General features: G+C 58.7%; 18 protein-coding genes. 8 read left to right on the top strand and 10 right to left on the bottom strand.

The window, feature by feature from the left end; all coding sequences use genetic code 11:
* Nucleotides 1–19: 19 nt before the first annotated feature.
* A complete protein-coding gene (locus tag Q9R34_RS13330; protein ID WP_485894298.1) occupies nt 20–1,351 on the bottom strand; it encodes an extracellular solute-binding protein in 1,332 nt (443 codons plus the stop codon).
* 547 nt (nt 1,352–1,898) lie between these two features.
* On the opposite strand from Q9R34_RS13330, the gene Q9R34_RS13325 reads away from it, so the two are divergent.
* A complete protein-coding gene (locus Q9R34_RS13325; protein WP_434124224.1) occupies nt 1,899–2,498 on the top strand; it encodes a GNAT family N-acetyltransferase in 600 nt (199 codons plus the stop codon).
* 12 nt (nt 2,499–2,510) lie between these two features.
* Nucleotides 2,511–3,602, top strand: a complete 1,092-nt coding sequence (locus Q9R34_RS13320) for an ABC transporter ATP-binding protein (protein ID WP_485894295.1) — start codon at nt 2,511–2,513, stop codon at nt 3,600–3,602.
* A gap of 56 nt (nt 3,603–3,658) precedes the next feature.
* Here Q9R34_RS13320 and Q9R34_RS13315 read toward each other — a convergent pair whose 3' ends face one another.
* Together Q9R34_RS13315 and Q9R34_RS13310 are read right to left on the bottom strand one after the other, a co-directional pair.
* A complete protein-coding gene (locus tag Q9R34_RS13315) occupies nt 3,659–4,777 on the bottom strand; it encodes an ROK family transcriptional regulator (RefSeq protein WP_485894293.1) in 1,119 nt (372 codons plus the stop codon).
* 7 nt (nt 4,778–4,784) lie between these two features.
* Nucleotides 4,785–5,690: a glucosamine kinase nucleotide-binding domain-containing protein gene (locus Q9R34_RS13310; RefSeq protein WP_485894432.1), complete on the bottom strand. Its 906-nt coding sequence runs from the start codon at nt 5,688–5,690 to the stop codon at nt 4,785–4,787.
* A 277-nt stretch (nt 5,691–5,967) separates the two neighbouring features.
* Between Q9R34_RS13310 and Q9R34_RS13305 the strand changes: the two genes are divergently transcribed.
* Nucleotides 5,968–7,125 carry a Gfo/Idh/MocA family protein gene (locus Q9R34_RS13305; protein WP_485894292.1) on the top strand — a complete coding sequence of 386 codons (1,158 nt, stop codon included), beginning with the start codon at nt 5,968–5,970 and terminating at the stop codon, nt 7,123–7,125.
* A gap of 96 nt (nt 7,126–7,221) precedes the next feature.
* Here the strand turns inward: Q9R34_RS13305 and Q9R34_RS13300 are convergent, their stop codons facing one another.
* The gene (locus Q9R34_RS13300) at nt 7,222–8,463 is read right to left on the bottom strand and encodes an MFS transporter (RefSeq protein WP_485894290.1); all 1,242 of its coding nucleotides are present in this window, start codon (nt 8,461–8,463) and stop codon (nt 7,222–7,224) included.
* A 388-nt stretch (nt 8,464–8,851) separates the two neighbouring features.
* Here Q9R34_RS13300 and Q9R34_RS13295 point away from each other — a divergent pair, with 388 nt between their 5' ends.
* Nucleotides 8,852–9,442 (top strand): hypothetical protein, encoded by a 591-nt coding sequence (locus Q9R34_RS13295; protein ID WP_485894288.1) that lies wholly within the window; start codon nt 8,852–8,854, stop codon nt 9,440–9,442.
* Between the two features lie 281 nt (nt 9,443–9,723).
* Nucleotides 9,724–12,114 (top strand): glucose/quinate/shikimate family membrane-bound PQQ-dependent dehydrogenase, encoded by a 2,391-nt coding sequence (locus Q9R34_RS13290; RefSeq protein WP_485894286.1) that lies wholly within the window; start codon nt 9,724–9,726, stop codon nt 12,112–12,114.
* Between the two features lie 68 nt (nt 12,115–12,182).
* Here the strand turns inward: Q9R34_RS13290 and Q9R34_RS13285 are convergent, their stop codons facing one another.
* The 5 genes from Q9R34_RS13285 to Q9R34_RS13265 all read right to left on the bottom strand — a co-directional run bounded on the left by Q9R34_RS13285 (nt 12,183) and on the right by Q9R34_RS13265 (nt 16,440).
* On the bottom strand, nt 12,183–12,578 hold the full coding sequence (locus tag Q9R34_RS13285) for a hypothetical protein (protein WP_434124217.1): 396 nt from the start codon (nt 12,576–12,578) through the stop codon (nt 12,183–12,185).
* Nucleotides 12,547–13,710 (bottom strand): ImmA/IrrE family metallo-endopeptidase, encoded by a 1,164-nt coding sequence (locus Q9R34_RS13280; RefSeq protein ID WP_485894283.1) that lies wholly within the window; start codon nt 13,708–13,710, stop codon nt 12,547–12,549. The genes Q9R34_RS13285 and Q9R34_RS13280 overlap by 32 nt, the downstream gene beginning before the upstream one ends.
* 98 nt (nt 13,711–13,808) lie before the next feature.
* On the bottom strand, nt 13,809–15,008 hold the full coding sequence (locus tag Q9R34_RS13275; RefSeq protein ID WP_485894281.1) for an MFS transporter: 1,200 nt from the start codon (nt 15,006–15,008) through the stop codon (nt 13,809–13,811).
* A 103-nt stretch (nt 15,009–15,111) separates the two neighbouring features.
* A complete protein-coding gene (locus tag Q9R34_RS13270) occupies nt 15,112–16,002 on the bottom strand; it encodes a LysR family transcriptional regulator (protein WP_485894279.1) in 891 nt (296 codons plus the stop codon).
* Nucleotides 16,003–16,071: 69 nt separating this feature from the next.
* Complete coding sequence (locus Q9R34_RS13265) at nt 16,072–16,440, bottom strand: helix-turn-helix domain-containing protein (protein ID WP_033749207.1); 369 nt, start codon at nt 16,438–16,440, stop codon at nt 16,072–16,074.
* A 186-nt stretch (nt 16,441–16,626) separates the two neighbouring features.
* On the opposite strand from Q9R34_RS13265, the gene Q9R34_RS13260 reads away from it, so the two are divergent.
* The 3 genes from Q9R34_RS13260 (at nt 16,627) to Q9R34_RS13250 (ending at nt 19,779) form a co-directional block, all read left to right on the top strand.
* Complete coding sequence (locus Q9R34_RS13260) at nt 16,627–17,286, top strand: response regulator (protein ID WP_485894277.1); 660 nt, start codon at nt 16,627–16,629, stop codon at nt 17,284–17,286.
* Nucleotides 17,283–18,638, top strand: coding sequence for a sensor histidine kinase (locus tag Q9R34_RS13255; RefSeq protein WP_485894275.1), 1,356 nt, complete (start codon nt 17,283–17,285; stop codon nt 18,636–18,638). The genes Q9R34_RS13260 and Q9R34_RS13255 overlap by 4 nt, the downstream gene beginning before the upstream one ends.
* Nucleotides 18,639–18,912: 274 nt before the next feature.
* Nucleotides 18,913–19,779 carry a nucleoside-specific channel-forming protein Tsx gene (locus Q9R34_RS13250; protein WP_485894273.1) on the top strand — a complete coding sequence of 289 codons (867 nt, stop codon included), beginning with the start codon at nt 18,913–18,915 and terminating at the stop codon, nt 19,777–19,779.
* Nucleotides 19,780–20,016: 237 nt separating this feature from the next.
* Here the strand turns inward: Q9R34_RS13250 and yjdN are convergent, their stop codons facing one another.
* Nucleotides 20,017–20,454 carry a VOC family metalloprotein YjdN gene (gene yjdN / locus Q9R34_RS13245; protein ID WP_434124210.1) on the bottom strand — a complete coding sequence of 146 codons (438 nt, stop codon included), beginning with the start codon at nt 20,452–20,454 and terminating at the stop codon, nt 20,017–20,019.
* Between the last annotated feature and the right edge of the window lie 48 nt (nt 20,455–20,502).

Here is a 20,502-nt window from a genome sequence, read left to right as displayed (position 1 = left end):
GGCACGCCGGGCCACCGGCTTAATGCTTCAGGGTTTTCAGATAGCGTTGATAGTTGTTATCGAAATTAGCCGCCATCTGCTCGGCCGTCTGACGACCCGCCAGCAGCAGCTGGACGTTTTGATTCAGCTCGGCGTTCATGGTAGGCGTCGCCCAGTCCACATAGTGGCCTAAGCCGTCATAGTCGTTAAGCGTCAGCCAGACCTGATAGGCCTCCGCCAGCAGCGGATTGTCGGCGGGCATCTTAGCGGCTTTATTGGTGCTTGCGGGCAGGAAACCGACGTTCAGCCAGCGGTTCGCCATGGCATCGGAGACCATATAGTTGATGAACTTCGCCGCCGCATCCTGTTCCGCTTTGCTCTTCGCGGTGCTGGTTACGGAGAAGGCGAGATCGGTACCGCCGACCATCAGCGGCTGCTTCACGCCCTCGCCTGCCGGCATCGCCGCGAAGTGAATATCTTTATTGTCTTTAAACTGCCCCAGGTACCAGGTGCCGCTGACCAGGAAAGCCGCCTGCCCGTTCTGGAACAGGGTGGCAGCGTCGTCATGGCCAATCCCCTGAAAGCCGGGAAAGAAATAGCCTTTGTCGGTCCAGCTCTTCATCATCGTCGCGGCGTTGACCAGCTTGCTCTCTTTGAAGGTGCCGCCCACATCGTAAATCAGATCGTCCAGCGCCTTGCGGTCGTGGCTCTCTATCTGCGCCTGCCACAGGGTGCTGAGCAGCTGCTGTCCCATGTTGCCATCCAGCAGGCCCAGCATCATCGGCGCGGTTCCCTGCTGCTTCAGCTTCGCCATCGCGCGCTCAAGTTCTGCCAGGGTTTTCGGCGGCGCGATACCCGCTTTATCCAGCAGCGCTTTGTTGTAGTAAAGCCCGACCATCTCACCCAGGCTGGCGATACCGTAAAGCTTGCCGCTGCCGAACTCCCCGCTGTCGGACCAGCGGTTGCGTTTCAGAATCGAGTCAGGGAAACGGGTGGTCCAGCCGTAGTCGGCGGCGTAGCTGTCGAGCGGCAGCAGCAGTTTATCCTTAACCAGCGAGCCCATATCGCCGCCGCCCTGATTCACCTGGGCGATCTGCGGGCCGTCACCAGCGGTCAGCGCCAGCTTGAGCGGAATGCGCGTATCTTCAAAGGAGTGAACCGAACGGTTAATCACAATACCGGGGTTCTGCTGGGCAAATTCTTTTATCCCCTCGTCAACCGCCGCCGTCTGCTGCGGATAGTTGTAGATATCCCACTCATTGAGGGTCACGGCAGCGTGGGCGGCGTGGATAACGCTGCCTGCCAGCAAGCCCGCCGCCAGCAGCCGACCCACATTGCGAATTCGGAATAAACGAACGGAGGAAACAGACATTATGCTCACCTTCTTCAGACCAGGATCGGCATCCCTTCATCTCACCGTCTGCTATCCCGCAGACTGACGCCGCACAGCAACGCGCTTACTCATACTTACTTTAATAAAAAAATAAAGTCAAACAACCCACAGCCGGAATTGCAACGCTGTGAGCGCGCGCAAATAAACAGTGCTATGACGGGAAAAGCAGCAGACTGCGCGACCCTTAGCGCCCTTTACCGTGACGGTATAGCGTCAGGCATGCGCTGCGCAGAACAAAAAACCGGAGTGATAATCGCAAATTAACGCCATGATAAAACATATGAAAATCCTATATCGCTCACACTTCCTGCTTTTCTGCGGACGCAAACATTCTCAGGAAGGCCGTCGTCAGGGCGTGGCGGCGATCACAGAAGCGCACGGGAATGTGGGTAAAGGTTGCTGGACAGGCTGGGTTAGTGCGATAAAGTAATTATTCTATCTTGAAAACTAAGTCCGCTTTTACTAACGTAACTTTTCAGCTGTACAACTGCGCAATCCTTAACCTGCTCACTCACGAGAATTGACCATGCTGAATCAAGGTGTCATTCGTCCGGCGACCCCGGCGGACTATCCGGCGCTCTACCGCATCTGCCTGGAAACAGCGGATGCCGGCGGCGACGCCCGTGCGCTCTATTCCGATCCCGACTACCCTGGCCAGCGATTTGCCGTGCCCTATGCTCGCTTCGCGCCGGACTTCGCCTTTGTGCTGGAGCGGGCGGGCGAGGTGCAGGGTTACGTGGTCGCCGCGCCAGATACGCGCGCCTTCGAGGCGGAGCTGCAGGCGAAATGGTGGCCGCAGCTACAGGAAAAATATCGCGACCGCAGCGCCCGCGCGCCGCTCGACAGCAAGGTGCTCGACGCGATACGCCATCCCGACCAGGCCGCTGACACCCTGGTGACGCAGTGGCCCGCGCATCTGCATATCAACCTGCTGCCCGCGGCGCAGAAAGGCGGCTGGGGCCGCAAAATGATTGAGCATGAGCTGGCGGCGCTGCGGGCAGCAGGCGTCGGCGGCGTGCATCTTGGCGTCAGCCTGCAGAACGAGCAGGTCTGCGCTTTCTATGCGCGCATGGGGTTCACCCCGATTCTGCGCAGCAACGCCATCTATATGGGCCAGTTACTCTGAGTGAGGTAGCCGATGACCAGCCTGCGCCTGCAGAATGTGAAGAAGTCTTACGAGCACGTAAATGTGATTCATGGCATCGATCTGACGGTCGACAGCGGCGAGTTTGTGGTGTTTGTCGGGCCTTCCGGCTGCGGCAAATCGACGCTGCTGCGCATGATCGCCGGGCTGGAAGAGATCAGCAGCGGCCAGCTGCTGATTGATGAGCAGGATATGACGCGCCAGCCCGCCACCGAGCGCGGCATCGCCATGGTGTTTCAGTCCTATGCGCTTTACCCCAATATGACGGTGCGCGGCAACCTGGCCTATCCGCTGGAGGTGATGAAAAAGTCAAAAGCGGAGATTACTCAGGCGATTGCGCAGACGGCTGCGCGCCTGCACCTCACCGAACTGCTTGATCGCCTGCCGCGCGCGCTTTCCGGCGGCCAGCGGCAGCGCGTGGCGATTGGCCGGGCGATTATTCGTCATCCGCGCATTTTCCTGTTCGATGAGCCCCTCTCTAACCTTGATGCTGAACTGCGCCTGCAGATGCGGATTGAGATCGCCCGGCTGCACGCCTCGCTCGGTAACACGATGATTTATGTCACCCACGACCAGCTGGAGGCGATGACGCTGGCTGACCGCATAGTGGTGCTGCGTCAGGGCCGCATTGAGCAGGTCGGCGCGCCGCTGACGCTCTATCACGACCCGGATAACCTGTTTGTGGCCGGTTTTATCGGCTCGCCAAAAATGAACTTCCTGCGGGCGGAGATCGGTGCCACCGGCGAAGGTGAAGTGCAGCTACGGGTGCCGGAACTGAAAATTGAGGGGCTGATATTAAAAATCGCCGCCGACTGCCGCGAAGGCCAGACCGTAACGCTGGGCATTCGTCCCGAACATTTCCAGTCTGCCGCACAGACGCCTGCCGCACAGCGCTTTCACGGCGAGCTGGCCTATGGCGAGAGGCTGGGCCACACCAACTACCTCTACCTGGACATCGGCCGTGAGCAGATGCTGGTAGTTGAAGAGCGCGAAGCGACCGCGCGCGATCTGGGTACGCAGGTTGAACTGGGCTTCTCTGTCGCGCACTGCCTGTTGTTCGACGAGCAGGGGCAGCGCCTGCGCTAGGGGAAAGTAGTGAGATTAACGGGCGCGACGGCGCCCGTTTTTATCAGCGGTGAGTCTCAGGCGACCGGCTCTTCATCAGCCTGCGCCGCCAGCAGATCGAGCAGGCGATTAACGGCGAAACCGGCCGCGCCCAGCGCCCACATCCGGTTCGACTCCGTCAGAAACTGCAGCGGCGTCATGTGCGGCGTCAGTTTTAGCCGATATGCCTGAAAGCTCTGGGTAATGTGATCGAGCAAAATACGCGACGCCATATGCGGCTCCATCGCCAGATAAACCACATCCGGGTCATACGCCACCGACAGATTCGCCAGCGAAATTCCTAGCTCGCGCCCCGCCTCTTCCAGCGCGGCCAGCACCTCTGGCGTGGGGCGCTGATCGAGCGCCTGTAAGGTGACCCCCTCGACGCTTTCCTGCGCGGCAACCCGCTGCAGAATGGCGCGCGAGGAGGCAACATCCTCCAGCAGCCGCAGCGAGCCGTCGCCGACCAGGCCGTTGCCAATCTCGCCCGCTTTGCCGTGGCGTCCCCGATAGAGCTGGCGATTGAGGATAATGCCTGCGCCAATCCCCTTGCCGTAAGTGGCGATAACCGCTGACTGCGCCGCGCCGAGCTGGCCAAACACCAGCGCAGCCATCGCCATCGCGTTGGCGTCGTTCTCGATAAAGACCGGCAGCGAGAAACGCTCTTCCAGCAGATGCGCAATCGGCACGTTGTCCCAGTCGAGCACTTTTGAGCGGATACAGTAGCCATTTTCGGCATCGACCAACCCCGACAGTGCCAGTCCGATCGCGCCGACGCGCTTCTCTTCAACGCCGCGCAGGAATTTCGCCAGCGCGTCGCCCAGCTGGCGCGGCGTCAGCGTGCCCGACGGCATTTGCTGCTCGCCCAGCAAGTTGCCGCTGAGGTCGGTCATCACGATCAGGTTACGCTCTGCGTTAAGCTGGATGCCGATCACGCTGGCGCGGTCGGGATTCAGCCCCAGCAGCGTTTTAGGCCGTCCCATTGAGACGCGACGCAGCCCCAGCTCCTGGACAATCTCTTGCGCCAGCAGGCGATTCGTAGCTTGCGAAACTGTCGACATGCTAAGCCCGCTGCGAACTTTCAAATCGGACTGGCTAATCGGCGCGTTTTCAACAATCAACCGCAGAATGCGCGCGGTTACGTTGGGAGCGGTCATAAGTTCCTCAAGTGATAGCCCTGGCGCGATTGCAACTGCCCGCGAAAGAGGGATGCGCGCCGGCAAGCTTTAGCGCCCCGCTTAACGCATCGCCCTGTGGCGTCGCCAGACAGGCCTGAATATCCGCGGCCAGCCAGCGGCGAATCGGCGCGGCCAAACCTCCCATCAGCGCCACGCGCCCGCTGCTTATCGCCATCAGGCGACGCACCATCAGGCCGGTATCGGCGGCGGTCTGCGCCAGCAGATCCTGCGCGTGACGATCGCCAGCGTCGGCGGCGGCGAAAACCTGCGGCACAACGCGCGCCCAGTCAGCGGGCGCGGCCGTGCGGGTCCACAGCAGCATGGTTTCCGGAGTATGATCAAATTGCGCCATCAGCTGATGCGTAAAATCGCTTTTTTCTACCACGGCTTCATGGGCCAGCAGCGCCAGACGCAGCGCGCGCCGCCCCAGCTCCGCCCCCGAGCCTTGATCGGAAAGGGCAAACCCCCAGCCGCCCAGCAGCGTAAAGCGCGTGCCGTCCCAGGCGGCGCCCTGACTGCCGGTGCCGGTAATGAATACCGCGCCCGGCTCTCCGCCGTGCGCGCCTGCGCAGGCGATCTCAACATCGCTGAACACCTGGAAAGCCGCGCAGGCGGGTTGCCAGCCAGCCAGCCGTGCCTGTACAGAAGAAACGTTGGCACCGGCCAGTCCGGCGACCAGCGCGGTTTGCGCCAGCGTCTGCGGGGCGAGACCAGCCTGTAAAAATACCTTATCGATCAGTGCGCCAACGCGAGTCAGCGCGGCATCATACTCAGACCAGACGTTGGCTGGCCCGCCCGTCGCTTCGGCCAAAACCTTACCGTTAAGGTCGCTTAACCGCGCGCGGCACTGCGTGCCGCCGCCATCAATACCAAGGAGATAGTGTGCCTGCACGCGCTTCCTCACGCCCCCGCTGCTTAAGAGTGATAGCCATCATGAGCGAACGATAGGGTAAAAAAACTTAAATCGCAATAACAAATAAATATAGCAAAAACGCCTTGTGATTTTATCTTTATTTTACATGTTGATAATGGCAATACGCTCACAAAAAACACAGCACCATATTGACATTAGTTTTTCCGCCGTAATAAGTTGGCTGTCACACAATCATTAGCCGCGCCTGGCAGCGAGCGGGCTCTGCGCCATCCGATTTCAGGATCAGGGGTTTAACATGAAAGTAGGCATCATCGGTCTCGGCTTTCGTCTGTCCCACATTATCAAAGAGTTCGACAAGGCTGACAGCACCTTCTCCGTCGTCGGCTATTACGACCCGACACCCGCCGGGTTGCCCAACCTGCACCGTTTCGGCATTGAACCAGGCCGGGCATTCGATTCGATTGAAGCGTTGCTGCAACACGGCGGAATGGATCTGGTGCTGGTAGGGTCGCCTAACTTCCTCCATCTCGAACATGTGGGCCAGGCGCTGGCAGCAGGTTACACCGTCTTTACCGAAAAACCGGTCGTCATCAACGAAGAGCAAACCATGGAAATGGCGAAGCTGGTGCGCCAGTATGGCGAGGCACGTATTCTGGTTGGTCTGGTATTGCGCTATTCACCGCTTTATCACGATCTGCTGGCTGCGCGCGACGCCGGTCAGTTAGGCGAGATAACGTCCATTGAAGCGACTGAGCATATCAAGCCTTATCACGGGGCCTTCTTTCAGCGCGACTGGCGGCGGCTGGAAAAATATGCCGGCCCCTACATTCTGGAAAAATGCTGCCACGACATCGATCTTTACCAGGGGCTTCTGCAGCAGCGTCCGGCGCGGGTAGCCAGCTTTGGCGGACGTAAATCTTTTACCCCCGAACACGCGCCGCAGGGCGCTGTAACCGCCGATTCCGAGGTCTACCACATCAAACCCAGCGGCTGGTCAAGCACCGATGCGGTGTTTGACAGCGATGCCGATATCGTCGATTACCAGACCGCGCTAATTGAATATGCGGGCGGCGCCACCCTCGCCTTTCATGCCAATCTCAACGTGCCTGATGAATTTCGTCGCTTCTGCGTAATGGGCACCGCCGGTATGGCGGAAGGCGATTTCGTCCGCAACTACTTCCGCGTACACAACGCGCGAAGCGGCGAGAAAGAGGTTGAGACCGCCTACAGCGGCAACGCCTACGATGGCCATTACGGCGCGGATGCGCTGATGGCGGAAGAGATAGTGAAACATATTAAACAGGGAACGCCGCTGAAAGTTTCAGTGGTGGACGCGCTGGAAGCGGGCCTCACCGCGATAAAAATCGATGAGGCGCGCAAAACCCGTAGCGTTGTGGATATGCGCGAAAGCTGGCAAAACTTTGACGCCAACCTGGGAAAAGCGGGGGCCTGACGGCCTCTCCTGAGCGCGCCGTCCCCCGTCGCGCTTCAGGCTATGATTAGCGGTATGACTGGCAGCTCACTGTAACCGGCCTGCAGGCCGGTTTTTTTATGACGGGCCGCTTTCGTTTTCCAGTTTCTGCCGCTTACGTAAATGCGGAAACAGCGCCATCCACACTCCCACCACCACCAGCGTGCCGATACCTCCAATCGCCGCGGCGGGCACCGCGCCGAACCAGGCTGCCAGCATGCCCGATTCGAACTCGCCGAGCTGGTTTGAGGTATTGATAAAAATGGCATTGACCGCGTTGACGCGGCCGCGCATATCGTCCGGCGTATCAAGCTGCACCAGCGCGCCGCGGATCACCATGCTTACCATATCGAATCCGCCGAGCGCGGCCAGCGCCAGCAGGGAGAGCCAGAGCTGAGTCGAGAGCGCAAATACCAGCGTCGCGATGCCGAATCCCGCCACCGAGCCGAACATGATCATGCCGACATGCTTTTCCAGTTTGTTATGGCTCAGCCACAGCCCCACCAGCAGCGCGCCTACCGACGGCGCGCCGCGCAACAGGCCGAGCCCCCAGGGACCGGTATGCAGAATATCCTGAGCGAAAATCGGCAGCAACGCCGTCGCGCCGCCGAGCAGCACGGCGAAAAGATCGAGCGAGATAACGCCGAGCACATCTTTGCGATCGCGGATAAAACGCACGCCGGCGAAAAGATTTGGCAGATTCATCGGCAGACGCGGCTGCGGCGGGCGCTCATAGCGCAAGCGAGCTACCAGGAAAAGCGACAGTAGATAAAAGGCGGCGGAGACGCCATAGACCACGTCCGGACCGGCGACATAAAGCAGACCGCCCAGCGTAGGGCCGACAATCACCGCCGCCTGACTGCCGACCGAAGTCGAAGCCATGGCGCGCGCGAGAATGGCGGGTGGCACCAGGGAAGGCAGCATTGAGGTGATGGCGGGCCACTCCAGCGCTTTCGCCACGGAAATAAGAAACACCAGCCCCCAGATTTCTACTTTGCCGGCCCAGTTAAACAGGGTTAAAAACAGCAGCGCCACCAGCGCGGCGCACTCGATTAGCTGGCCCAGCAACACGATGCGACGACGGTCGAGCTGATCGGCCAGATGGCCGGCGGGCAGCGCCAGCAGCACCGACGGCAAAAACTGCATCAGGCCGATAATACCCAGCGCCATCGCGCTGTTGGTCAGGGCGTAGATCTGCCAGCTAATCGCGACGGAGAACATCTGAAAACCAAATGAAGAGCAGGTGCGCGCCAGCCAGAACGCGACAAACGCCCGATGCTTTAACAGCGACTCATCCGCTGTCTGTTCCATAGAATCCATAATTTATCCCGTTAATGACTCAGCCGGTTCGCGTCATTGCGCGAACCTCTCTTTTTTAATCTGCGCAGGCGAACGCGCAGCACAGCGTGCTTGATTTCTCATCGGCTGGCAATGTTGAGATGTGCTTCAGCGCGTCGCTAAAATGCAGCAGGCAACGGCACAATTATTATTGACTATTATCAGACTATTTATTTCCAGAAAGGTAAAATTAGGACCATTTAATTATTAAAGTATACTTTATGATGCACCTTAATAGCCGCGCAGCAAGGCGAATAAAAAGGGTGACGTCTTTATTAATTCCGTTTTATATTGAGTCCAGCAGTAACCTGAGGGTTACCTTAAGAAACAGTTATAATTTTGTCCGACTTGTTCTTTTAACCAGAGATGCATGGAAAATAGCTTGTATAATCCATATGTTACTGAAAATATTTTCAGCCCTGCAGGCACATTGCTGGGTTTTTGCTATTCGAAACCTTACTTACTGGATGATGCAGAGGGAACCAACAATAATGACGATATAGTTGCATGGAAAAATCATTGTGCAGATGAAGCAGCATTAATGATTATTCCCGTCGCTATGAAGCAGCTTAAACAAATCATTGCCGAGCCGGATCAATATCTTTGCTGGCAGCATTCACGCATTCGCCTGGCCATTAACTACGACGCACTAAAAGAGTGCCGCCTCGCCTTACCTGAAATAACCAATATTTTTCAGTTCTGGATGCTCGATTTCGCTCCACCTGGCGCTGACTGGCGGCTGATTGAATCTTTCCCCTTTTCCGGCATCGTGCTAAGCGAAGATTTCTTTAACGCTAATTATCAAAAATTTACCTTCCCCTTCTTATTATCCTCATTTGCTGAAAGGGAAATTAAGGTTATTGTTCGCAGCGCCCAGCCGGCCCCACCCGCCGAGGTGATGAAGGCGCTCAATATAACGGGCTGGCAGCAGCAGCGTCGTGCAGGTAGCCTTATCCGCTGAAATACCGAGGAAAAACCAAACGCTGGCGTTATGAACGCAGCCTGAGCGCCATAACGCAGCGTAAACCCCATAAAATGTCGTACTAATTGCGCGCTCAAGCGCAAAGCGCTAAAAAAATCAAACCTCTTAACGTTTTTACTATAAAATTTAACTCACATGGATTGCGATGCTCACAGGAAGAGCAGCATTGAACACCTGCTTTCTTACGTACTTTATATAACGTGAAAACAGCCTAATGCGTTGTTTTCTGTGTTTTTATGGCAAAAAACGAGGTCGACATTATGGGGAAAAGTTCCTCATCTTTTGGCGTAATTCGTTTCCTGACGGTGCTGTTCGCATTCCTGACGGGCGCGTTTATGCTGATTGGCGGTGGTTGGTTAGCCGCTATCGGAGGTTCCTGGTATTACGTTATTGGCGGTGTGGTGATGCTTATCACCGCCTGGCTGCTGTCACGTCGCAAAAGCACCGCGCTGGTACTCTATGCGCTGCTGCTGATCGGCACCCTGATCTGGGGCGTGTGGGAAGTCGGCACTGACTTCTGGGCCCTGGCGCCGCGCACCGACGTGCTGGTGATTTTCGGCGTCTGGCTGATCCTGCCTTTTGTTTACCGTAGCGTAAACGCCGGCAGCAAAGCCGCACTGGGCAGCATGGCCGTCGCGCTGATCGCCAGCGCCCTGGTACTGGCCTATGCGGTCTTTAACGATCCGCAGACGGTAAACGGCAAGCTGCCGGAAACCGCACAGAACGCCGCGCCAGCGCAGCCGCTGAGCAATATCGACGACGCTGACTGGCCCGCCTATGCGCGCGATCAGCAGGGCACGCGTTTCTCCCCGCTGAAGCAGATCAACGAAGAGAACGTGAAAAACCTGCAGGTGGCCTGGCAGTTCCAGACCGGCGATCTGAAGACCGCGAACGATCCGGGCGAAATTACCGACGAAGTGACGCCGATTAAGATCCGCGACACGGTCTATCTCTGTTCGCCGCACCAGATTCTGTTCGCGCTCGATGCGGCTACCGGCAAGCAGAAGTGGAAATTCGATCCGGGAATGAAGCCGAATCCGACTTTCCAGCATGTCACCTGCCGTGGCGTTTCTTACCACGAAGTGCCTGCAGCGGCCGACGCTGCTAACAGCCAGCCTGCGCTCTGCTCGCGCCGTATCTACCTGCCGGTAAACGATGGTCGTCTGTTCGCGCTGGATGCGGAAACCAGCGCGCGCTGCCCTGCCTTCGGCAACAACGGCGAGCTGGATCTGCAGCACAAGCAGCCGGTCACCACGCCGGGCCAGTATGAGCCGACATCGCCGCCGGTTATTACCGATACCACCATCGTTATGGCGGGTGCGGTAACCGACAACTACTCGACGCGCGAGCCATCTGGCGTGATCCGCGGCTTCGACGTCAACACCGGCAAACTGCTGTGGGTCTTCGATCCGGGCGCGAAAGATCCTAACGCGATTCCGGCTGATGAACACACCTTCACCATGAACTCGCCTAACTCCTGGGCGCCGGCGGTTTACGATCCGAAACTGGATATCGTTTACCTGCCGATGGGCGTTTCTACCCCGGATATCTGGGGCGGCAACCGCACGCCGGAGCAGGAGCGCTACGCGAGCAGCGTGCTGGCGCTGAACGCCACCACCGGTAAGCTGGCGTGGTCGTATCAGACCGTGCATCACGACCTGTGGGATATGGATCTGCCGTCGCAGCCGACGCTTGCCGACATCACCGATAAAGACGGTAATACCGTTCCGGTGATCTACGCCCCGGCGAAAACCGGCAACATCTTTGTGCTGGATCGTCGTACCGGCAAGCCGGTCGTGCCTGCGCCGGAAACCCCGGTTCCACAGGGCGCCGCGAAGGGCGATCACGTTTCCCCGACGCAGCCTTACTCCGAGCTGACCTACCGTCCGAAGCAGAATCTGACGGACAAGGATATGTGGGGCGCGACGCTGTATGACCAGCTGGTATGCCGCGTCATCTTCAAGCGTCTGCGCTACGAAGGTCCGTTCACCCCGCCGTCCGAACAGGGCACGCTGGTGTTCCCGGGCAACCTGGGCATGTTCGAATGGGGCGGCATCGCGGTCGATCCGCATCGTCAGATCGCTATCGCCAACCCGATGGCCCTGCCGTTTGTCTCTAAACTGGTACCGCGCGGCCCGGGCAATCCGATCGAGCCGCCTGAAGGCGCGAGCGGCGGTTCAGGCACCGAAACCGGTATCCAGCCGCAGTATGGCGTGCCGTACGGCGTTGAGCTGAATCCGTTCCTGTCACCGTTTGGCCTGCCGTGTAAGCAGCCGGCCTGGGGCTACGTTTCCGCCGTCGACCTGAAAACCAATGAAGTCGTCTGGAAGAAACGTATCGGCACCACGCGCGACAGCGCGCCGGTTCCGCTGCCGTTCAAGATGGGTATGCCGATGCTGGGCGGCCCAATCGCGACGGCGGGCAAGGTGTTCTTTATTGGCGCGACCGCAGACAACTACCTGCGCGCGTTCAGCACCGAAACCGGCGAGCAGCTGTGGCAGGCGCGTCTGCCAGCTGGCGGCCAGGCGACGCCGATGACCTATGAAGCGAATGGCAAGCAGTACATTGTCATCGCGGCGGGCGGTCACGGCTCTTTCGGCACCAAACTGGGCGACTATGTGATCGCCTACGCGCTGCCGGACGAGGAATAAGCGCTCGTTAAGCTAAGATGCAACGCTGATGCCGGTCACCTGAGGTGACCGGCATTTTTTTTGCCGCTTCAGGAGAATTTTTTCAGCAGCGCTTCGCGAACAGAAGGTTTCATGGTTAAGCCGCGATCGAGGAAGGCCTGAAAAAAGCGCAGCGCCTGCGTCTTGCTGATCATATTGCGTTTAACGGCTTCTTCCAGAATGCCGCCATGTCTGGAAACTTTTATCCCTCTTTCCTGACAGGTTTTATAAACCGCGTTATCGGCCGACAGGCAGGTCGCCTGCTGCAGGTGCGCCAACGCATGCTGAACGTCAAGCTGATACTTCACCTTTAGCTCTTCGCAGACATAAGGATCGATCCATACCCCACCGGGAAACAGCTGCCAGATCAGCGGTAAGCAGCCGCACTCATAAAAGTCGGAAAGGACATTGGTATCAATTACGCATCTGGGGCATTGAAAAGGCATCCTCGCCAGCCTCCTGATCGGCGTACCATTTTTCCAGCAGCACGCTTAATTCCTTTCTGTTGAGCTCCAGCAGATCCGACAGGAAAGATTCCGATGCCGTTCCGGCCTCCCACGCCTTGCGTGACAACACCAGCAGGCGCCCTTTATAGCTGAGCTGCTCGCCGATCGAATTGGGTTCTTTCCTGTTCCAGCCTTTATGTCGCGTAATGCCCCACAGCCAGGCCGCATTTTTTGGCGATATCAGCCTGCATTTGCTCAGGCGGTCGACCATGCAGGCAAAGGAGACGCGATAGATGCTTTTCAGCCGAAGGACCGTCTCTTCATACGCCCATCCGCCGCCCTGCATGAAGAAATGCTTGCGCAGCGCGTGCTCAGGAATCAAAAAACAGGCAGCGAAATGATTCGCGACCTTCTCCTCAGGCGACGCTGATTTGCCGCGCGTTTTATAGGCTTTAGTCGGACCGGTATAGTCATCGCGATGGAAAATAATATGCGCGTACTCGTGACAGATGCTGAAAATCTGTCTCTCTACTGAGACGGAAGGATGATTGTTGACGTAGATCGCGGTGCCGTATTTGTCGCTAAATGCCGAAAAACCGGAAACCAGCCCTTCTTCAGCCTGATGGCTAAAGGGAATGACCCGGATATCGAACGACTCCAGCAGCGCAACGATATCGCCAACGCAGGTGGCATCGCCAATGCCGAGGCGACGGCGCTCTTCTGCGGCTTTATCCTCAACCCTTAACAGGTCCTCTTCTCTTGCGGTAAAAATCGGAATGGAGTTGGGCAGATCTTCCGGCTGTCTGGCATCGGCGGCCTCTTCAATGGCGTAAATATTTTTTAGCTTGCCGATAAGCGCGTTGCGCAACGTGGTATCCAGCATGGCGGGATTATCCGCCCGCATAGCGAAGCGAAACGAGCCTTCATCGCCATCATAAAAATAGCCGATTGGTTTGTTATAAAGCTTACAGAGCGCAATGAGTTGAGTTACGCTCGGCACACCCTGCGCCTGCTCGAATTTACTGTAGGTTTGCCTTACTACGCCAATCGCATCGGCGACGGCGACGGCGCTTAATCCCGCATCCGCTCGTGCTTCAATCAATCTTTTCGCAATATATTCCTGAACGTTCATAGGTTACTCCCGTTTAACATTATCGGGAACGCTTCAAGCTTTCATGTTAACTATGGCATACAGTATCAGCTCGCCTGTTTTCAGGATAATGATTTAAATTAATTGCTCCGGCTTGCCCGCCAGTTCACTGCCCCGCACAACAGCATCACCGCCGCCGTCAGCAAAAACACCGGCCGCATGCCGAACGCGCCGCCGATAAAGCCGCCGAACAGCGGGCCGCTTACCTGGCCGATATACTGCGCGGAAGTCGAATAGCCCAGCATGCGCCCGACCTGCCCTTCCGGCACGCTATGGCGAATAATCGCCGTGATGCAGGGCAGCAGCCCGCCGAGCGCCATACCCATTAAGAAGCGCAGCACCACCAGCTGCCACGCGGCGGTGATAAACGCCTGCGGGATCAGCAGCGCCGCGCACATCAGCAGACCGCCGCTCAGCACGCGCCAGTGGCCGATGCGGTCAGCCAGCTTGCCCAGCCGCGGCGCGGAAAGAATGCTGCCCAGCGCGGCAGCCGCCATCACCACTCCGGCGGTGACGGTGATCGCACGATCACCGGCGACAAATTGCCCGATATAGAGCGTGATAATGGGCTCGATCGACATATTGGCGAAAATCAGCAGCATGCCTGACAGCCACATCAGCCTCACCACGCCGCGATTGACGGCGCCGGACGCATCGCCAGCGGCGCGCGTTGCCGCTGGCGGGCGCGGCAGCTCTTTAAGCAGGAAGGCGGTCGCCAGAAAGGCGAGGAAAATCACGCCGCCGGTTAACCAGAAGGTGTGGCGGATGCCGATCAGCGGCGGCAGCACGCCGCCCAGCAGCGGACCGACAACGTTGCCCGCCATGATGCCGGAAGAGAGCACGCCGAGCGCCCAGCCGGTCTGCGCCTTCGGCGTCTGTGCCGCCACCAGAATCGTCGAGCCGGAGGCGTAGCCGCCGAGCAGCCCCGCCAGCAGCCGCAGCGCCACCAGCTGCCAGGGCGCAGTGGCCATGCCGATCAGCGCCATCGCCACGGCCATGCCGAGGCTGGCGCGGATCAGCATCAGCTTGCGGCCATAGCGATCCGCCAGCCTGCCCCAGAGCGGCGCGGTCAGCGCAGCACTGAAGAAGGTTGCCCCGTAGGCCAGCCCGGACCAGCGTGCAATCGCCGCCGGTTCCGTTACGCCCAGCTCTCGCACATAGAGCGGCAGAAAAGGCAACAGCAGCGTCATCGCCACAATAGTGCTGAATGAGCCCAGCACGCATACCCATAAGTTACGTTTCCAGATTTGCGCGTCTGGCGCAGCGATCGCTTCCATCATGCCCTCCTTTTGTCTGGCTTTCAGGCTAGCGTCGTTGACGCGGGAACAACAGTCACGGCGCGATAATTACTCAGCGCCGCCCACTGTTGCCAGAGAGCAACAATCAGCCGCCCAGCGCCGCGACCAGCGCGTCGCACAGCAGGCTGACCGGCGCGGCAGGCTGCGCCTCTTTTAGCAGCAGATAGCTTTGCAGGCGATCCATCTGCCACTCCGCCAGCAGCTGGGTAATCTCGCCGCGCGCCAGCGCCGCCTGCGCCATATAGGAGGGGAGATAGGCGATGCCGCTGCCCGCCTGCGCGGCGTTGAGCAGCGCCATGCTGTTATTGGCGCGAAAGCGGCTGCGCACGTCGATCGCCAGCCGCTGCTTGTCGCGGCGGAAAGGCAGCGCGGCGGTGTGCGCCGGCCCGTGGAACATCAGCAGATCGTGGCGCGGCAGCATATCGGGATGGGTCACCGGCGGGCGCTGCGCCAGGTAGTCCGGCGCGGCGTAGAGTCCCCATTCGATGTCGCCTAACAACCGGACGTGCGCGGCCTGCGGCGCGCGGGCGCGGATCACCACGGCGATATCGGCCGGGTTTTCCCGCTCTTCGCTGCCGCGATCGGTCAGGTCGAGATCGACATTGATATGGATATGGCGACGCAGAAAGGGATTAAGCGCGGGCGCCACGCACTGGCAGCCGTAGGTGACCGGCGCCTGCAGCCGTACGTTGCCCGCGACGTTCTGATGCAGCTGCTGCACAAAGGCGTCGGCGCGATGCATCTCCGCCAGCATGCGGGTGCAGAAGGGATAGTAGGCCTGACCCAGCTCGGTCAGCGCCATATTGCGCGTGGTGCGGTGCAGCAGCTTAAAGCCGAGCCGCACCTCAAGCCGGGCGATCTCCCGGCTGACGTGGGATTTCGACAGGCCGAGCGCGCGCGCGGCCTCGCTGAAGCTTCGGCACTCCACTACGCGGGCGAACATCATCATCGCCGTTAAGTTTTCGCTGTGATCCATAATTGTTTTCGTCCGCCGGAAAAGCGCAGACTAAACAATTCCGCTATCGGTTACATCTGTTTGCTGGCGTCAGCTCGCCATGGCCAGCGGAAAAAGCAGCCTGTCCGGCTCGACGCGCCGCTGACGGCGTAGCTGCCCCGGCGTGACGCGGAAATAGTTTTTAAAGGTGCGCGTGTAGGCTTGCTGGGTGTCGAAACCGTAGTTCATCGCCACCTGCAGAATCGCCTCGTTGCTGTTCAGCAGCAGCAGCGCGGACTCCGTCAGGCGGCGCTGGCGAATATATTCCGCCAGCGAAAAGCCGGTATGCTGACGAAACAGACGCTGCAGATGCCAGCGGGAATAGCCCGAGCGACGCGACACCTCATCCAGATGCAGATCCTGGCCTAAGTTGCTTTCAATCCACTGCAGCAGACTACGAATAAATTCGCGCTGATTCATGAGTTCCTCCCGATACGGCATGATGTCCAGTGAACCCACTTTAGCGCGGAAAATTTATCCCTTAATTAGCGAAAAATTAGCGCAGAATTAGCATTGCGTCTGGCAGGCCTCGCCGTGCGGGGCCTTTAATTCTGTGCTAATAATCCCGGCGTACACTGCCGCCAGTAACTGACGAGGCGATCTTCCATGCGCGTACTTTTGGTTGAAGATGATGAAATGATCGGTGCCAATCTGCAGCAGGCGCTGGAAGCCGCTGGCTGGTCGGTTGACTGGGCGCGCGACGGCGTCTTCGCCTATCACGCCTGGCATGAAGGCGACTACACCTGTGTGCTGCTCGACCTCGGCCTGCCCCGCGACGACGGGCTGCAGGTGCTGAAGCGCGCGCGCGGCCGCGGCGACACCACGCCGGTGCTGATTTTAACGGCGCGCGACACGGTGGCACAGCGCGTGCAAGGGCTCGACAGCGGCGCCGACGACTACCTTCTGAAACCTTTCGACCTGCAAGAGGTGCTGGCGCGCATGCGTGCAATAACCCGACGTCGCCACGGCGCGGCGGACTCGCTGCTCGGCAGCGGCGACGTTCAGCTGGATATGATGACGCGCGAAGTGCTCTATAAGGGCCAGCGCGAGCAGCTTACCGCGCGCGAATATGCGCTGCTTTACGCCCTGCTGGAGCGTCCCGGCGCCATTCTGTCGCGCGAGCAGCTGGAGAACCGCATCTACGGCTGGGGCGAAGAGGTGACCAGCAACGCGGTAGATGTGCTGATCCACGGCATGCGCCGTAAGCTCGATAATGACGCCATCCGCAACGTGCGCGGACTCGGCTGGCGCGTGCCCGCGCTATGAAACCTTTCGCTTTTATGCGCTCCCTGCGCAATAAGCTGCTGAGCACGCTGCTGATTATCCATCTGCTGATGATCGGCGGCGTGACCTGGTATTTCTTCAGCTGCTACGGCGACATGATCGGCACCATGAAGGATGACCAGCTGTCGAAAATCGCCGACGCCTGGGCCACCAATAAAGAGATCCCGGCGCTGATGCCGCTGATGCTGCACGCCGATAAAATGAAAAGCGCCTACGTTGTGCAGCTGTGGGACGGCAACGGCAGGCTGCGCGCCAGCTCCTGGCCGGCGCTGCATGCGCCGCTGCAGGCGCAAAAGGGCTGGCATGATAACGACGTCGGCGAGTGCGACGAGTGCGCCTGGCGTATCTATACCCGGCCCGGCGAGCCGGGCAGCGAGATTAAAACCATCCAGGTGATGCATAACCTCAGCCATATGCGTGCCGAGATGGTGAGGCGCGCGCTGGCGGCGATTATTCCCCTGATTTTGATGATGCCGCTCTCGCTGCTGGTGATCTGGCTGGTGGTGCGCAAGATCACCCGCGACCTGCGCGTCGCCTCGCGCGAAATCGCCGCGCAGGAGACGCTGCATCCACACCTGGTGTCGCCTGAAGGGCTGCCGGATGAGATCCTGCCGCTGGTCGAGGCCTACAATTCGCTGCTCAACAAGCTGCGCGCCGCCTGGTCGTCGCAGCGTCAGTTTCTGGAGGATGCGGCGCACGAGCTGCGCACCCCGGTCACGGCGGTGACGCTGCAGCTGGAGAATCTGCGCCAGCATATTCAGCCGGGCGAAGCGAGCCGCCAGTTCGATCAGCTGGAAGCGGGCGTAACGCGCACGCGTCATCTGGTGACGCAGCTGCTCAATATCTCGCGCCAGGAAGATAAAACCGTGGTCGCTTCGGTAGAGAATATCGAGCTGGAGGATCTGCTGAAAGAGAGCATCGAGCAGCTGATGGTGGTGGCCGACAAGCGCGGCATCGATATCGGCTTCAACGGCTCGACGCACTATCGTTTGCAGGCAAGCCGCTCCGAGCTGCGCAGCCTGTTTGATAATCTGATCGGCAACGCCATGCTGCATACCCCGGAAGGCAGCCTGGTGGACGTCTTGCTGCATCGCGTCGGCGATCGCACGGTGGTCGATATTGTCGATAACGGCCCCGGCATGCCGGAGGCGTTTATCGATCGCGCCTTTGACCGCTTTACCCGCTCGCCGACGGTGAAGGCGCAGGGCAGCGGTTTAGGTTTGTCGATCGTGCGCAGCGTGGCGCAAAAGCACCATATCCATGTTTCCCTCTCCAACTGCCTTAATTCCCAGGGCGCTATCTGCGGTTTACAGGTTCGCGTCACCCTGCCCTGATTTTCACGTTCGCGCGCGATGCCGACAACGTAAACGGTTGCGGCGTTCCGTTCGCTACGGCTTATTTTCGTGATGCGCTTCACATTTTCACGTAAATGCAATGCAACACATTTTGACAAACGTGAGCAAAATCTATTTTCTATCGCCTCGTAACGGTCAGGCTACGCAGGTCAAAAACCGGCTGTAAAAAACGGTTACATCTTCGCCGCCCACTCTGGGATCGATTTCACTCTGACTGCGTTCCTGCGCGGTCAAAAGCATGTGGTTAATGATAATGAAATTTAAAACCTTGATAGCAGGCGCCTTGCTGGCAACCTCCCTGAGCAGCGGCGCGCAGGCCGCCGAAAGCGATCCGCAATATCTCTCCGACTGGTGGCACCAGAGCGTCAACGTGGTGGGCAGCTATCACACCCGCTTCGGACCGCAGTTCAATAACGACGTCTATCTGGAATATGAAGCCTTCGCGAAAAAAGACTGGTTCGATTTTTACGGCTACCTCGATCTGACCAACTTTTTCGGCATGGGCAACAGCAACGCCAACGGCATTTTCGACCACGGTTCGCCGATGTTTATGGAAATCGAGCCGCGCTTCTCTATCGATAAGCTGACCGGCACCAGCCTGGCCTTCGGTCCGTTCAAAGAGTGGTACTTCGCCAACAACTATATCTACGATATGGGCCGCAACAGCGATAACCGTCAGAACACCTGGTATATGGGTCTTGGCACCGACATCGACACGCACAGCGACGTCGGCCTGTCGCTTAACGTCTACGCCAAATATCAGTGGGAAAACTACGGCGCGGCGAATGAGAACAGCTGGGATGGCTATCGCTTCAAGGTGAAATATATGGTGCCGATCGGTACGCTGTGGGGCGGCAACCTCAGCTATATCGGCTTTACCAATTTTGACTGGGGTTCAGACCTGCGTGACAAATCAGACGCGTCGCGCACCAGCAACTCCATCGCCTCCAGCCATATTCTGTCACTGGGCTACGACCACTGGCATATTTCCGCCGTGGCGCGTTATTTCCACAACGGCGGCCAGTGGGCGGACGGTCAGGAGCTAAACTTCGGCCGTGGGCCGTTTGAAGTGAAATCGACCGGCTGGGGTTACTACCTGGTGGCGGGTTATAACTTCTGATGAATCGGGCTAACAGCACCGATTTTACAGAGCGGCGAGGCTGAGCCGAAGAGCAAAGCGTCCCGCGACAGAGACAAAAGCGCCGGGAGCGTTTTTGAACAGCGCAGCGCGTTGGCCCGTTTACGGACGCACCTCAGGGACGAGGTGCGTATCCGCGCGGGCCAGGCGAGCATGGAGGCCTTGAGCGACTTTGCAATCGGATCAGGCTCGCCGCGCCATCACACTCCCTGAACCGACTTATTCCTGCGGCTTCTCTACGTTGATACGCCACGGGATGTTGAACTTATCGATAAACATCGCAAAGCCGTTCGACCAGAAGGTCTCCTGCCACGGCGTCGTTACCTTGCCGCCCGCCGACAGTTTCTCGAACCAGGCTTTACCCTCTTCGACGTCGTTAGTCGACAGGCTGACCGCATAACCGGCGTGCTCCGATGCCGGCGGCTTCTCGGTATTGCCGTCGCTCAGCATCAGCTCACCGTCGCCGATGCGCAGTTGCGCATGCATGATTTTTTCTGGCGGCTGCGGCGCTGCAGATTGATCGCCCACCTGCTCACCCTGATCCGGCATATCGCCGAACGTCATTTTAGAGATTAACTCTCCACCGGTAGCCTGCAGGTAAAAGTCGATAGCCTCTTCACAACGGCCATAGAGAAACAGATAAGGGCTGACTTGCATCTTCACCTCTGTATTGTCGGTTGGATTTCTTACAGTACTCTAAGAGTG

Source organism: Enterobacter sp. BRE11 (assembly GCF_031844285.1).
In the GTDB taxonomy this organism is placed as follows: Bacteria; Pseudomonadota; Gammaproteobacteria; order Enterobacterales; family Enterobacteriaceae; genus Pantoea.
Note: the sequence above shows the minus strand (reverse complement) of the source record. Positions and strands in the feature narration are given on the sequence as shown.

What these genes read in the sequence shown, in the direction of transcription:
- Q9R34_RS13330 (WP_485894298.1), bottom strand. Translation starts at nt 1,351, where the DNA reads ATGTCTGTTTCCTCCGTTCGTTTATTCCGAATTCGCAATGTGGGTCGG.
- Q9R34_RS13325 (WP_434124224.1), top strand. Translation starts at nt 1,899, where the DNA reads ATGCTGAATCAAGGTGTCATTCGTCCGGCGACCCCGGCGGACTATCCG.
- Q9R34_RS13320 (WP_485894295.1), top strand. Translation starts at nt 2,511, where the DNA reads ATGACCAGCCTGCGCCTGCAGAATGTGAAGAAGTCTTACGAGCACGTA.
- Q9R34_RS13315 (WP_485894293.1), bottom strand. Translation starts at nt 4,777, where the DNA reads ATGACCGCTCCCAACGTAACCGCGCGCATTCTGCGGTTGATTGTTGAA.
- Q9R34_RS13305 (WP_485894292.1), top strand. Translation starts at nt 5,968, where the DNA reads ATGAAAGTAGGCATCATCGGTCTCGGCTTTCGTCTGTCCCACATTATC.
- Q9R34_RS13300 (WP_485894290.1), bottom strand. Translation starts at nt 8,463, where the DNA reads ATGGATTCTATGGAACAGACAGCGGATGAGTCGCTGTTAAAGCATCGG.
- Q9R34_RS13295 (WP_485894288.1), top strand. Translation starts at nt 8,852, where the DNA reads ATGGAAAATAGCTTGTATAATCCATATGTTACTGAAAATATTTTCAGC.
- Q9R34_RS13290 (WP_485894286.1), top strand. Translation starts at nt 9,724, where the DNA reads ATGGGGAAAAGTTCCTCATCTTTTGGCGTAATTCGTTTCCTGACGGTG.
- Q9R34_RS13285 (WP_434124217.1), bottom strand. Translation starts at nt 12,578, where the DNA reads ATGCCTTTTCAATGCCCCAGATGCGTAATTGATACCAATGTCCTTTCC.
- Q9R34_RS13280 (WP_485894283.1), bottom strand. Translation starts at nt 13,710, where the DNA reads ATGAACGTTCAGGAATATATTGCGAAAAGATTGATTGAAGCACGAGCG.
- Q9R34_RS13275 (WP_485894281.1), bottom strand. Translation starts at nt 15,008, where the DNA reads ATGATGGAAGCGATCGCTGCGCCAGACGCGCAAATCTGGAAACGTAAC.
- Q9R34_RS13270 (WP_485894279.1), bottom strand. Translation starts at nt 16,002, where the DNA reads ATGGATCACAGCGAAAACTTAACGGCGATGATGATGTTCGCCCGCGTA.
- Q9R34_RS13265 (WP_033749207.1), bottom strand. Translation starts at nt 16,440, where the DNA reads ATGAATCAGCGCGAATTTATTCGTAGTCTGCTGCAGTGGATTGAAAGC.
- Q9R34_RS13260 (WP_485894277.1), top strand. Translation starts at nt 16,627, where the DNA reads ATGCGCGTACTTTTGGTTGAAGATGATGAAATGATCGGTGCCAATCTG.
- Q9R34_RS13255 (WP_485894275.1), top strand. Translation starts at nt 17,283, where the DNA reads ATGAAACCTTTCGCTTTTATGCGCTCCCTGCGCAATAAGCTGCTGAGC.
- Q9R34_RS13250 (WP_485894273.1), top strand. Translation starts at nt 18,913, where the DNA reads ATGAAATTTAAAACCTTGATAGCAGGCGCCTTGCTGGCAACCTCCCTG.
- yjdN (WP_434124210.1), bottom strand. Translation starts at nt 20,454, where the DNA reads ATGCAAGTCAGCCCTTATCTGTTTCTCTATGGCCGTTGTGAAGAGGCT.